The following is a 13,309-nucleotide window of genomic DNA, read 5'->3' as shown; positions in this document are numbered from 1 at the left end:
GCTTCCTTGACAGGTCATTGCACCACCGGTAGTGACCCCCTGCGCCCGTCAGGAGGTGCGATCGATGGATGAGGATACGGCCAACTCCGGGAAGTCCTTCGACCAGCGGTTGCAGGAGGCACGCAACAGGCAAGGCCTGGACCCGGCGCCTCCCAAGCTGGACCAGAACCTGCCCGATGCCTCCGCCATGGCGGTGTTCTTCCGGGTCGGCGTCGAACTCGTTTCGGCACTTCTGGTCGGCCTCGCGATTGGCTGGGGACTGGATCATTTCCTGCGAACCAAGCCGTTGTTCCTGATCCTGTTCGTGCTCCTGGGTGGCGTGGCCGGAATCATCAATGTGTGGCGCCTTGTTGCGCCGCCGCCACTGCCCGGCCGGAAGAGCTAGGCAGAACCACAAACGACCCGGATAAGGGTCGTCGGGAAACGGGGAGAACAAGTCTTGGCCGGCGGACATTCCATCGACGCGCTCGGTCAGTTCGAGCTGCATCCGGTACTGGGTTCGCTCGGCGCCTCGCTACGTTTCAGTCAGTCCAGCCTTGTCATGGTGATCGCCGCCGCGCTGATCCTGGCCCTGCTCTATGTCGGCATGCGGCCGCGCGCGCTGGTGCCCGGACGTCTGCAGGCTGCGGCCGAGATCATGTACGATTTCATCTACACCATGGCGACCGACCAGATCGGCCATGAAGGCAGGCGCTTCTTTCCGTTCATCTTCACGCTGTTCGCCTTCATCCTGGTCGGCAACTATATCGGCCTGGTCCCCGGCTCGTTCACCTTCACCAGCCACATCGCGGTGACCGCCGCCCTGTCGATCCTGGTGTTCGTGGTCGGCTTGCTGGTGGCGCTGCGGGAACAGGGGTTCAAGTTCTTCGGCCACTTCATGCCGGAAGGTGCGCCGGTCGCACTGGCACCGTTGCTGGTGCCGATCGAGATCCTGTCATACCTGTCCCGCCCGATCAGCCTGTCCGTCCGACTGTTCGCCAACATGATGGCCGGGCACGTTATGTTCGAGATGTTCGCGGCCTTCACCATCATGCTCGGTGGGATCCATTACATCGGCCCGGTGCTCGGCATCGCCCCGCTTGCGATCAACGTGGCCCTGATGGCGCTCGAACTGCTGGTCGGCGGCCTGCAGGCCTACGTGTTCGCGATCCTGACCTGCATCTACCTGCGCGAGGCCGTCGCGCACTAGGGGCGTTCCGCCTCGACCTGTGCACGATCTCGATTTTCTTTCTTAACCCGTTTCTCCGTAGACAAGGACCTCTCCCATGGATCTCGCTGCCGCACGTTACATTGGCGCTGGTCTCGCCGTGATTGCTCTTGCCGGCGTCGGCGTCGGCATCGGCAACATCTTCGCTGCCCTGGTGAGCGCCATCGGCCGCAACCCGGCCGCCCGCCCGCATGTGTTCGGCCTTGGCATCCTGGGCTTCGCGCTCACGGAAGCCGTCGCGCTCTATGCGCTGGTCATCGCTTTCATCATCCTGTTCGTCTGAGACCGGAGGCGGGTTCGGTGCGAGCATCCATGACCGGACACGCCGTGAAGGCGACCATCGGCCGCAGCCTGCTGCTGCCGGGCGTGCTGTCCGGGCTTGGCATGATCGCCGTGATCCGTCCCGCAGCGGCCGCCGGCATGCCGCAGCTCCAGTTCAACAACCCGCTCACGCTCGGGCAGGTGTTCTGGGGCGCGATCATCTTCCTGGTGCTTTACCTGCTGCTGAGCCGGTCGGCGTTGCCGAGGGTCGCATCGGTCCTGGCTGAACGTCGCGGCCGGATCGAGGGTGATCTCGATGCCGCCAAGGCCGCACGCCGGGAAGCCGACACGGCCATCGCGGAGCTTCGGCTCGCGCGTCGCCAGGCATCCGTCGAGGCGACCGCTATCGTCGACAAGGTGGTTGCCGATGCGCGCGAGCAGGCCGCCATCCGGACCCGCGACATGAACCAGCGGCTCGAGGCGGAGATCGCGCGGGCCGAACTGGCCGTGTCCGCGGCACGCCAGACGGCACTCGGCTCGCTCCGGGTGATCGCCAGCGACACCGCGCAGCTTCTGGTCGAGCGCCTGACCGGCGGCACCGCCGATCACGCCCTGGTCCAGGCCAAGGTGGATACGGCTCTTGCCGCCCGTCCGGCCTGATCCGGGCATTTGAGGTAGAACGCAATGGACGTCCAGACCCTCCTGCACGAGCCGCGCTTCTGGTACACAGTCGCGTTCTTCCTGTTCTTCATCATCTTCGGCCGCAGGATCTGGGCGCCACTCGCTGGAATGCTTGATGCCCGCGCAGTCCAGGTGCGGCTCGAACTCGACGAGGCTGCCCGCCTCCGGCGCGAAGCCGAGGCCATGCTGGTCGAGGCGAGGCAGGAGCGTGAAGCCGCCCTCGCCGATGCGAAGGCGCTGATCGAGAACGCCCGCGCCGAGTCCCTGCGGATCGCCGAGACGGCCCAGCGCGATGCCGAGGCCACCGCGACCCGGCGCGAGCGTATGGCGCAGGACCGTATCCATGCGGCGGAGCGAGCGGCCGTCAACGAAGTGCGTGCGGTTGCCGCCGACATCGCCACCGAGGCAGCCCGTGCCGTCGTGGCGGAGGCGCTCACCCCCGAAGCGGATGCCGCGCTGATCGACCGTGCGATCGCCGCACTGCCGGCTTCGTTCGCCACCCGCATTGCCGCCTGATCCGGGCGCCCCGGCAGCAGTTCCTTCGTTGTCTTCAACCGATACCCCACTCGTGACCATCGTCGCGGCGGTGCTGAACGAGGCGGAAAACATCCGTCCGGTCTGTATCGAGATCGCGACGTCGCTGGCCGGGCTCGAGCCCTACGAGGTGGTGTTCGTCGATGACGGCAGCACCGATGCGACCGTGGCCGAGCTGATCGCCGCCCGTGACGTGCTGCCCCAACTCCGGGTGGTCAGCCATGACCGGCGTTGCGGCAAGTCGGCCGCGCTTCGCACCGGCATCGAGGCGGCGCACGGCATCTGGATCGCCACCATCGATGGTGACGGGCAGGATGATCCACGCGAGATCGTCTCGATGCTGGCGCTGGCCCTCGAGACAGGACCGGTGAAGCCCGGTCCGCTGGTCGTCGGCGTCAGGCTCAAGCGCAACGACAACCTGTCCCGTCGCTTCGCTACCCGCTTCGCCAATGGCCTGCGCCGCCGCCTGCTGAACGATGGCTGCCCCGATACCGGGGCGCCGATGAAGTTGTTCCGGCGCGACGACTTCCTGCAGCTTCCACAGTTCGAGGGTGTGCACCGGTTCCTGCCGGCGCTGTTCCAGCATTACGGCAGCGCGTTGATCTGCAAGCCAGTCCATCACCGGGCCCGGCTGCATGGCAGCTCGAAATACACCAACCTCAACCGCGCGATGGTCGGGGTGCGCGACATGATGGGCGTCATGTGGCTGCAATCGCGAACGCAGGTTCCGCAGCGGGTTACCGAGTCCTGAGCCGCAGGGGCGCTGCCCCTGCACCCCGCCAAAGGACGGTCGTCCTTTGGAAACCTGTTTTGACAGGCGATCCATGAACCTGACGGCTCGTCATTATGCGCTGGTCGCAGTCTTCGTGCTCGCACTGTTCCTGCCGGGGCGGGCCAGCCTGCCGCCGCTCGACCGCGACGAGCCGCGCTATCTCGAAGCGACGGCGCAGATGCTGCGCTCGCACGACTTCGTCGATGTCCGGTTCCAGGACCAGCCACGCTACCTGCAGCCGGCCGGGATCTACTGGCTGGAGGCGGCGGCGGTCGCCGCGACCGGAACGCTCGAACAACGCGAGGTCTGGGCCTACCGCATCCCGACCCTGATCGCGGTGATCATCTCGGTGTTGCTCACGGCGCGCCTGGGAACGGCACTGTTCGGGATCCGTACCGGACTGACCGGCGCCTTGCTGCTGGGGGTCTCGGTGCTGATGACCGCCGAGGGCCGCATGGCCACGATCGATAGCTGCCTACTCGCGGCGATCCTGGCGCTGCAGACGGCCCTGCTCCGCGCCTGGTCCGACCGCGACGAAACGCGATCGACCCCGCCCGGCATCGCCGTCCTCTATTGGGCGGCACTCGGGATCGGCCTGATGCTCAAGGGACCGGTGATGCTGATCCCGGCACTTGCGACGCCGGCCGCCCTGGCCCTGGTCGAACGCCGCATCGACTGGTGGCACCGGCTGCGCCCGGCCTGGGGCGTGCCGTTGACGCTGGCGATCGTGCTGCCCTGGTGCATCGCCATCGCCCTGGTCAGCCACGGCCTGTTCTTCAAAAGCGCGGTCGGCACCAACTTCCTCGGCAAGGTCGCCTCCGGCCAGCAATCGCATGGCCTGCCACCCGGCTATCATCTGGTGATTTTCGCAATCGCCTTCTGGCCGGGCTCGCTGTTCGCAGCCATGGCGATCCCGTTCGTGTGGATGCGCCGCCATACGCCGCAGGTGCGGTTCCTGCTCTGCTGGATCGTGCCGCACTGGCTGGTGTTCGAGCTGATCGCCACCAAGCTGCCGCACTACGTCCTGCCGACCTACCCGGCGATCGCGCTGCTCGCCGCCGCTTCCGTGACACAGGCCGGTGGCTGGCGTCCACCTGCGGCGCTCTGGGGTCGCATAGCACTGGCCGTGTATGGGCTGCTCTGGCTGGCGCTCGGAACCGCGCTGACGATCGCCGGACCGGTGCTGCTCTGGCGGCTGCAGCATCAGTGGCTACCGGCAGCCGCGCTGATCCCGGTGCTCTCCTTGCCGCTGGTGCTGCTGTCCGGCTGGCTGGTGGTCCGCGGGCGCCTGCAGGATGCGGTCATGTCGGTCGCGGGTGGGGCAGTGGTCGTCTATTTCGGCCTGTTCTGGGTCGTGCTGCCGCATCTCACCAGCATCTGGCTGAGCCCCAGGATTGCGGAGACGGTCGATCTGGTGAGGCCATGCCCGACCAGCGTACTGGCTTCCGCCTCGTTCAGCGAGCCGAGCCTGGTGTTCCTGGTGGGCCAGCAGACCAGGCTGGTGAACGCTGCCGGCGCTGCGGATTTTCTCGAGAGCGATCGCTCGTGTGGTCTTGCTTTGATCGGCACCCGTGACGAGGCCGCATTCCGCGCCAGGCTGGCGACCCATGACATCGCGGTCCGGCAACTGGCCCTGATCGGTGGCATCAACTACTCGACCGGCAAGCATCTGGACCTGAAGCTGTTCAAGGTGGAACGGTAGAGGCATCCCGGGAAGCAGCTATGCCGTCGTTGTCAGGCCAGCCCGCGTGTCGCTGCGGCAGCAGCGAATTCTTGCCGATCCTGGTTCGCGTAGAGCCGGTATGACCGCCAGATGAATTCATCGAGGTCCATGACGTAGCGATTCACCCAGAACACATCCTGTGTGCTGTATTCCAGCCCGACCTGCATCGCGACGACCCTGTGGACCGGCCAGATGATGTCCCTGGACAGGTCGTTGGATGTCAGGACTGGAACCGGCAATACCCACCCAAGGCCGAACCACAGGCACGCATTCCGTGCGATTTCGGTGAGAACAGCGGTGGTCGGATGGTTGACCGTGTAGAGCAATGGTTGCTGGCGTATCTCCTTGAATAGCCAGTCGGATATACGGATGTCGGAATCGCCTTCCCGCCTTAGATACTCCTCGACCGATTCCGCATAGGTGCGTCGATGGTCACCTTCGGAGAGACTGTTATCCAGGAAAAGCCGACGGCAATCGCTAGAAGACTGGTCACGAACGAACGAGCGGACCACAATTCTCGAGTGGTAGTCTCCCAGGGGTGAATGAAATCGTTTCCCTCTCACGCCCAGATAGGTGACGTCGGGATGGACACCTGCGAAGAAGGTAAGGGTGTAGAAGGCGAGCCGGTCGCCTAGTCGGTCCCGGAGCGCCTTCCCCGCGAGCAGCCCAAATTCCTCGCCAAGATTAGGCGCCAGAACGTAGTCGGCGTCATCGATGAAAGGCGATATCGCGAGCGGTGTTGCCGCCGTCCTCAGGATATCGATGGCATAGATCGAAGCGTCGGCCATCGCGGCGAGAGTGCGGCCGAGGTTGGGGCCAATGCAGTTCCCGATGATCAGGATTTTTTTCCTGCCCGGTCGCCAGATACAGAATTCTCCCTGTGGAGAGAAGCACCCGGCGTTCTCCTGCGCCTCTTCCGAGTCGAACAGCGCGCCGCGTAGGGTATCGATTAGGCCTTTTGTCGCCTCGACATAGAAGTCGATGACGCCGGCATCCTCAGGGTCGCGGCCGAGATAGTACTTGTATGCCCAGCGGACGTCGGCAGGGGATGTCATCGATCTAGTTTCGGCATCGTTGCTTTACATGTGCCCGATACGGTCCGCATACCTGCTACACCTTTGATTGATCCGGCAGCACGACATAGAGCTTTACCGACGCCAAGCTACAAACAATCGACTTCAATTCGACAATAGCTCCACGTTATACAATTGACTTACTTTGTAAATCCGGAAGAGCCCGAACTGATGGTTGAGCGTTGTTTGCAGGGATTATCTAATAACAGAGGAAAAATTAGACCGGAGTTGATGATATAACGGGGTATACTTTTGTTTCTGCTCGTTCACGTTGCCGTGTCATAGATCACAAACAGGTGGTGTCTCCTGAATTTCTCGACGCGTGTTGTGACAAAGGATCGAGGATACAACTCGGTCTGGCGCAAGACCTGCATGGCCGAGTCTACGATTGACAGAGCTTTCAAGCATGCACGCCAGCCATTGCAGGCTGTTTGACGAACCGCTATTCGGTCGAAAGGGTGGGCCTGCTAAGGGCCAAGCGCAGATCGGGACAGTTGGCTCGTTATGGCATCGGTCAACTCACTATGTTGTGTTCATTGCCGTGCGGTATTTCTGATTGCCGGTATTAACGCCTTCGATTGTCAAGAGTGCGGCGTCACTTACCCGATTATGGGTGGCGTCCCGATCATGTTCGAGAATGTCACCGCTTTACCCGGTAAGAAACCGACGCCGGCGGTCGCTAAGCAAATACTGGCAGCATTCTCGCTCCCGGCGGATGCGATCGCCGTCGAACGGGTGCGTCGACTCTTTGTACAGACTGCGTGCTACGGTGGAATGCTGATCGAGACCGAGGCGGCACAATTTCTCGATCGTGTCCGCAATACCGGCTGGGATCTTGGGGACTGCAATGCGCTCGAAACGCAGCCACCCGCAGCCGATCCGCTGGACCTGGGCGCAGCCCGGCCGAACTGGCTGATGAATTACATACCGCGTCGAATGACGGCCGGGGAAACACGGCTTGCCAACGTAAGGTTCGAAAATGCTGGTACGGCGCCGATGCGCCATGCAGGCACGAACCCGTACACCTTGGCAGTGCGCTGGCATGATGCGGCTGGTACCCTGGTGGAGCTCGAGGATTGCCGAACGCCATTGCCGATCGATCTGCCGCCAGGCCGCTCGCTGACCTTGCCCGTCCGCCTTCGGGTGCCGGATTCTCCCGGATCCTATACGCTGACCCTGCTCATGGTCGAAGAGGACGTGCGCTGGCTTGACGATGATCTGCTGACCGTGTCCGTGCAGGTCAGCACGCGGATGGCGCCACCAACTCCTGCGGGCTGGTGGATCCGAGACGATGGCGTGCAGGGTTATGATGCCGACCATGATCGCGGGCTGGATCTGCTGCGCAGTTGGGTAAAGGCGTTCGCTCCGCCCTGCCCGAGGATACTGGAGATCGGCGGCAACGCGATCCCGATGATCGAGCAGCTGGAAGGCGACCTCTATAATATAGACGTGGATCTACTCGGCTTGCAGATTTGCAGCCTGCGTCAGCAACAGGCGCGGCGAAAGATGACGATCGTCTGTGCGGACGCCGCAAACCTTCCATTTCCGGTCGAGTTCTTCGACGTCATCGTGGTGTTCGCGTCGCTTCATCACTTTCCGGACCCGGCGACCGTGCTGGCAGGCCTGCGCGTGCGTCTCAAGCCGGGCGGATTTTTTGCCATTATGTGCGAACCGGTCGGGCATATCTGGCCTGGCGCAGTCCTTCCTGAATACCTGAGGGAACTCAATCGCGGTGCGAACGAACAGAGTTTCACACCTGAGGAATACGTCCACATCTTCGGGCGAGCCGAGCTCGAAACGCTGGAGGCGATCGTGGACAAAGATTCGTTGAAGGCGCGTCTCAAGCCGCGCTCAGCAGCATGAACGTGTCCCTGCCGTCCCAGCCAAAGCATTCCCCACCAACGGTCGACGAGATCCGGTCCGAGTTCATCGACCAGATCGAGCAATCGGGGAAACGATCGATACACGAGACTTCATCCTCCAGCCTGGATAAGCCGGTCGCCACCAAGGTTGCAGGCGGCATTGTCGATGTGCCGAACCTGCTCAAGCTGCATGGTCCCGAGTTCGTCATCGCCTTGTATGACCAGGTGCTCGGCCGGACACCGGATGAAGCGGGCCTTCGCCACCATCTCGGTCTGCTCGCAAACGGCGCCGACAAGTCCGATCTGGTTCGATCGCTCCGAGGAACGTCGGAAGGTGAACAGTTCGGTAGCATGATGATCGGGTTGTGGCCCCGCAACCGTCTTGCCCGCCTCTATGCCCTCCCCTTCATCGGCCGCCCTGCAAGGATTATGGTCTCGCTGCTTGGGGTAAGCCGGCTGAAATCCGACGTGCAGATGCTGCACGATTTCATTGTGGTCCTTCAGCGGCAGAGCCAAGAACTGAGGCAGGACCTCGAAGGTCTCAGGCGCGGCTACGACAACCAGCTCGGTGAGATCCAGGACCGTCTGCGCTCGGTTCAGAAGCGTGTCACGGACTCGGTCTCGCGTGGTCAACTCGTTGTAGTCACCCGGCGGGTTGAAGCTTTCGAGAGCGCACAGACCGAACAGATCGAAGCGCTCCGGTCGGAGCTGGCAGCAGAGGCCTGGGCTGATCCTCTCTTGTTGCTTGCGGACCGGCAGGATGAGGCCGATCGGCGCCTTGGAACCCTTGGGGTGGCGTTCGACGAGGCCCGGATGCTGCGCGATGCAATCACCACCATCGCCCAGGCGTTCTCTACGGTTGCCGAACATGAAGGGTGGTCCGAGACCGGGGCGGGCCTGGTGGCACGCGCGGCAGAGGCGCTGCAGCTTCAGGATGATCGCATACGCAACGCCGAGCGCCTAGCCGCGGAGGCGCATGACGACATGCGAGACCAGAGCCGGCGTCTGAGCCTCTTGCTGGAGACGGTTCGCCGGCGTGCCGAACCGTTCGATGCTGGACAACATGCGATCGTCGAAGACGAGCAGGACCACCTGCTCGACTCCCTGTACGTAGAGTTCGAGGCACGCTTTCGCGGATCGCGCGATCTCATCAAGCAACGTCAGCGCGTCCATCTCGATGTCATGGTCACCGCCGGCGCCGGAGCCGAAGGTCGGCCGATCATCGATGTCGGCGCGGGACGCGGAGAGTGGCTGGAGCTGCTTCGTGACGAGGGTTTGCAGGCAAGCGGGATCGACCTCAATCGTACCATGGTTGCCAGTTGCAAGGCACTCGGGCTCGACTGCATCATGGGAGACGCAGTTGCTGAACTGGCTTTGCTCGAGGCCGGCTCAATCGGTGCGGTGACGGGTTTCCACCTGATCGAGCATCTGCCGTTCCGCACGATGGTCAGCCTGCTCGACGAGGCCCATCGTGTGCTGGCGCCTAGTGGCGTCATCCTGTTCGAGACACCGAATCCGGCAAACCTTCAGGTCGGCAGTCGTTTTTTCTATCTCGATCCGACGCATCGCAATCCCCTGCCGGGAGAGATGGTTGCGATGATCGCCGAGGCGCGCGGCTTCGATCGCGTGAGAATCGTGCCGTTGCACCCGATGCCGCAAACATTCTCCTCGATGGACAAGCAGCTCGGGCGGCAGCTCGATGCACTCCTGCACGGCCCGCAGGATTATGCCCTGATTGCCTACAAGGCCTAACATGCGGGTCATCATTGCAACGACCCAGGTGCCATTCGTCCGTGGCGGAGCGGAGTTCCTCGCGGATAATCTTCGTGTTGCGCTGATTGAGGCCGGTCATCAGGCAGAGATCATGGCGATCCCGTTTAAATGGTATCCTCCGACGCGTATTCTCGACAACATGCTCGCATGTCGGCTGATGAAAATCGACGAGGCCTGCGGCGTCGCGATCGACCGGGTCATCGGCCTGAAGTTTCCAGCCTATCTGATGCCACATCCGAACAAGGTGATGTGGTTGCTGCATCAATATCGTGCTGCGTACGATACCTGGGACACGCCCATCGGTGACTTGATCAATACTAGTGATGGGCGCTCGGTCCAAAGCGCGATCAAGCGCGCCGACGATGCACTCATTCCCGAGTATCGCGCGATCTACACCCTTTCCCGGGTGGTGTCCGACCGGCTGAAACGGTTCAACAACATCGATAGCCGACCGCTTTATCATCCGCCGCCGGACGCAGACGAACTTCGGCCGGGTGAGTACGGTGACTACCTTCTTGTTCCAAGCCGCATCGACGACTCTAAGCGGCAGCATCTTGTTATCGAGGCACTCGCCTTCACTCGTCAGCCAGTCCGCGCGATCTTCATGGGTGGCGGAAACGCGCCCGATTACGAGGCGGCCCTGCTGCGCCGGTGTGCAGAGGCAGGTTTGCAGGACCGCGTGCAGTGGCTCGGCTTCGTGTCGCCAGAGCAGAAGCGCTCGCTCTATTCCAACTGCAAAGCCGTCGTCTTTCCGGCGTTCGACGAGGACTATGGCTATGTCACACTGGAAGCCATGCTTTCGGCAAAGCCCGTGATCACCCTCAGCGACTCGGGTGGTCCGCTCGAGTTCGTCATCGACGGTGAAACTGGATTCATCTGCGCCCCGCAGCCCGACGCGATGGCGGACGTGTTCGATCAACTCTGGAGTGATCGCTCCGGTCTGGCGGCGAGGCTCGGATCGGCCGGGCTCGAAAGCTATCGGGCCCTCGGGCTCGCATGGTCAGGCGTCGTAAGCCAATTACTCGCGTAGGATAGAAACATGCGGGTCGGCATATTGAGCGTCCAGGTTCCGTTCGTCAGAGGCGGAGCGGAAGAGCACGCGCGCAGTCTCTGCGAGGCAATTCGCGCGTCCGGTGCCGAGGCGGAAATCATCACGATCCCCTTCAAATGGTATCCACCGGCGGTGTTTGCAGACCAGATCCTTGCGAGCCAGTTGATCGACGTCGAGGAAAGTTGCGGCAAGCGCATCGATCGGGTCATCGGCCTGAAGTTTCCGGCCTATCTCATCCCGCATCCGAACAAGGTTCTCTGGATACTCCATCAGCACCGCAGCGCGTACGATCTGTGGGAGAAGCCATATGGAGATCTGCATCATTATGCGGATGGCCATCATGCGGCGCGGCTGATCATGGACGCGGACAGGACATTGATTCCGAAGGCGCGCCGTATCTACGCAAATTCCCGCAACGTCGCCGACCGGTTGCGGCGGTATTGCGACATCGAGAGCAAGGCCCTCTACCACCCGCCACCCTATGCGGATCGTTACGACTGCAACGAGGTCGAAGACTTCTTCCTGGTTCCGGGCAGGATCAACTCGCTCAAGCGGCAAGATCTCGTGCTTCAGGCGCTCAAGCTGACGCGTTCGCCGATACGCGTCGTGTTCATCGGTAGCGCTGACGAAGCCTGCTACGCGGATACGGTACGCAGGACGATTGGGCGGCTTGCCCCGGGCCGAGCCGATTGGTTGGGAGAAGTATCGCTTGCCGACAAGCTGCGATTGTTCGGGTCCTGCCTCGGTATCATCGTGCCAACGCTCGACGAGGATTATGGCTATGTGACGCTCGAGGCGATGTTGTCCTCGAAACCGGTGATCACCTGTAGCGACTCGGGTGGCCCGCTCGAGTTCGTGGTGAATGGGGAGACCGGAACGATCTGCGAGCCGGATGCGGCCAGCCTGGCACGGGCCATGGATGAACTCTGGGCCGACAGGAACCATGCACGGCAGTTGGGTCGCGCGGGCAGGGCTGGCTATGAAAAAATGAATTTGAGCTGGGCCCAGGTCGTGGACACGTTGCTATCATGAAAATCAACTTCTTCTCGCCGCTTCCAGGATTGGCGACGGATATCGCCAATATGTCTGCGTCGGTCCTTCCCGAGCTTGCAGCCATTGCGGAGGTAAGGGCATGGACGCCGCAGCATGAGTGGCGCGATGGGATCGACAAGGGCTTCGAAATCCGTCGATTCGATCCGGACAATCTGCCGATCCGTGAATTCAATTGGGCCGATGTCAACTTCTTCAACGTCGGCAACAATGCGCTCTTCCATCGTGACATCTTCAACGTGGCCCGTAAGATACCTGGGGTCATGATCCTGCATGACGTGAGGCTGGCCCACTTCTTCGGCGCCTATTCGGAAAGAGAGAGTGTCGATCATGCCTACTACATCTCCGAGATGGATAAGGTAGGGCTGGGTCAGGCGGCACGGCGGCTAGTGGCCGGCGAGATTCCCTTCTCGACTATAGCCGATCTCGAGCCGATGACGCAGGCAGCGCTTCGTCCGGCTCTGGCGGGCATCATTCATAACCGCACCGAGATGGAGCCGCTCCTGGACAACCGGACGGTGCCGCTATTCTACGTGCCGCTGTGCCTAGCGAAGGCGATGCGTCCCGCTCCGCTCGAGGACAGCCGGACATTCTCCGAAGGATCACCGATCCGGCTTGTCGTGTTCGGCTTCATCGGCGGCAACCGCTGCATCGCGGAGATCCTGCAAGCGATTGCTGGCCTGCCGCAACGCAGGAGCTATACGCTCGACATCTACGGCACCTTCGAGCATCCGGAGCCGGTCGAGAAACTGATTGGCGAGCTTGGACTGGAGGATCAGGTCACCTGTCATGGTTTCGTGTCCGACGCGACCCTCGACGAAGGACTTGAACAGGCAGATCTGGCGATCAATCTTCGCAACCCGACCATGGGCGAGGCATCCGGCAGCCAGTTGCGCATCTGGGAGAACGCGCTTCCGTCCCTCGTCAGCGATGTCGGCTGGTACAGTGAATTGTCGTCGGATGTGGTTCGCCACGTGCGGCCTGGAAACGAGGTGTCCGAGCTGCAGGCGTATTTCCGGGAGTTCCGGCAGTTTCCGCAGCGGTTCCGCAAGGCGGGCAGGCAGGGGCGTGCGTTGCTGGAGCGAGATCATCATCCAGCATCCTATGCGCAAAGCCTGCTCGACATCGCCGAGCAGGCGCCTGAGCTTCACTCCCGTCATCTGGCCATGTGGTTGGCGCGACAGAGCGCCATGAAGATCGCGAAAGGCGTGAGCAACCCAGCCTCTTTCACCCAAGGCACTGCCCTGGCTGAACGGATCCAGCAGCTCGTCAAGGTGCCATCGTCGGCCGCACATACGAAAGCTGCTAGTTGATTCCGGTCA

General features: G+C 62.3%; 13 protein-coding genes. 12 read left to right on the top strand and 1 reads right to left on the bottom strand.

Annotated elements, in window-relative coordinates; translation table 11 throughout:
• Positions 1 to 64 precede the first annotated feature (64 nt).
• From HN018_RS20190 to HN018_RS20160, 7 genes are all read left to right on the top strand, one after another.
• A complete protein-coding gene (locus HN018_RS20190; protein ID WP_171833729.1) occupies positions 65 to 385 on the top strand; it encodes an AtpZ/AtpI family protein in 321 nt (106 codons plus the stop codon).
• A 54-nt stretch (positions 386 to 439) separates the two neighbouring features.
• Positions 440 to 1,189, top strand: a complete 750-nt coding sequence (locus HN018_RS20185; RefSeq protein WP_171833728.1) for a F0F1 ATP synthase subunit A — start codon at positions 440 to 442, stop codon at positions 1,187 to 1,189.
• 76 nt (positions 1,190 to 1,265) lie between these two features.
• Positions 1,266 to 1,490, top strand: coding sequence for an ATP synthase subunit C family protein (locus tag HN018_RS20180; RefSeq protein WP_171833727.1), 225 nt, complete (start codon positions 1,266 to 1,268; stop codon positions 1,488 to 1,490).
• 29 nt (positions 1,491 to 1,519) lie between these two features.
• Entirely contained in the window at positions 1,520 to 2,128 is a 609-nt protein-coding gene (locus HN018_RS20175) for a F0F1 ATP synthase subunit B family protein (protein ID WP_171833726.1), read from the top strand.
• A 24-nt stretch (positions 2,129 to 2,152) separates the two neighbouring features.
• A complete protein-coding gene (locus HN018_RS20170; RefSeq protein ID WP_171833725.1) occupies positions 2,153 to 2,665 on the top strand; it encodes a F0F1 ATP synthase subunit B family protein in 513 nt (170 codons plus the stop codon).
• A 52-nt stretch (positions 2,666 to 2,717) separates the two neighbouring features.
• A complete protein-coding gene (locus HN018_RS20165) occupies positions 2,718 to 3,434 on the top strand; it encodes a glycosyltransferase family 2 protein (protein WP_239478859.1) in 717 nt (238 codons plus the stop codon).
• 73 nt (positions 3,435 to 3,507) lie between these two features.
• Positions 3,508 to 5,157: an ArnT family glycosyltransferase gene (locus HN018_RS20160; RefSeq protein ID WP_171833723.1), complete on the top strand. Its 1,650-nt coding sequence runs from the start codon at positions 3,508 to 3,510 to the stop codon at positions 5,155 to 5,157.
• A gap of 32 nt (positions 5,158 to 5,189) precedes the next feature.
• Here HN018_RS20160 and HN018_RS20155 read toward each other — a convergent pair whose 3' ends face one another.
• Positions 5,190 to 6,233 carry a WcbI family polysaccharide biosynthesis putative acetyltransferase gene (locus tag HN018_RS20155; protein ID WP_171833722.1) on the bottom strand — a complete coding sequence of 348 codons (1,044 nt, stop codon included), beginning with the start codon at positions 6,231 to 6,233 and terminating at the stop codon, positions 5,190 to 5,192.
• Positions 6,234 to 6,755: 522 nt separating this feature from the next.
• Here HN018_RS20155 and HN018_RS20150 point away from each other — a divergent pair.
• From HN018_RS20150 to HN018_RS20130, 5 genes are read left to right on the top strand one after another with little or no spacing between them, the layout of a single operon-like run.
• Positions 6,756 to 8,114, top strand: a complete 1,359-nt coding sequence (locus HN018_RS20150; protein ID WP_171833721.1) for a class I SAM-dependent methyltransferase — start codon at positions 6,756 to 6,758, stop codon at positions 8,112 to 8,114.
• A gap of 2 nt (positions 8,115 to 8,116) precedes the next feature.
• Entirely contained in the window at positions 8,117 to 9,865 is a 1,749-nt protein-coding gene (locus HN018_RS20145; RefSeq protein WP_171833720.1) for a methyltransferase domain-containing protein, read from the top strand.
• 1 nt (position 9,866) lies between these two features.
• Positions 9,867 to 10,916 (top strand): glycosyltransferase family 4 protein, encoded by a 1,050-nt coding sequence (locus tag HN018_RS20140; RefSeq protein WP_171833719.1) that lies wholly within the window; start codon positions 9,867 to 9,869, stop codon positions 10,914 to 10,916.
• A gap of 9 nt (positions 10,917 to 10,925) precedes the next feature.
• Complete coding sequence (locus HN018_RS20135) at positions 10,926 to 11,969, top strand: glycosyltransferase family 4 protein (RefSeq protein ID WP_171833718.1); 1,044 nt, start codon at positions 10,926 to 10,928, stop codon at positions 11,967 to 11,969.
• Positions 11,966 to 13,300 (top strand): glycosyltransferase, encoded by a 1,335-nt coding sequence (locus HN018_RS20130; protein ID WP_171833717.1) that lies wholly within the window; start codon positions 11,966 to 11,968, stop codon positions 13,298 to 13,300. The genes HN018_RS20135 and HN018_RS20130 overlap by 4 nt, the downstream gene beginning before the upstream one ends.
• Positions 13,301 to 13,309: the final 9 nt, after the last annotated feature.

It is taken from the genome of Lichenicola cladoniae (assembly GCF_013201075.1).
Classification (GTDB): Bacteria; Pseudomonadota; Alphaproteobacteria; order Acetobacterales; family Acetobacteraceae; genus Lichenicola; species Lichenicola cladoniae.
Note: the sequence above shows the minus strand (reverse complement) of the source record. Positions and strands in the feature narration are given on the sequence as shown.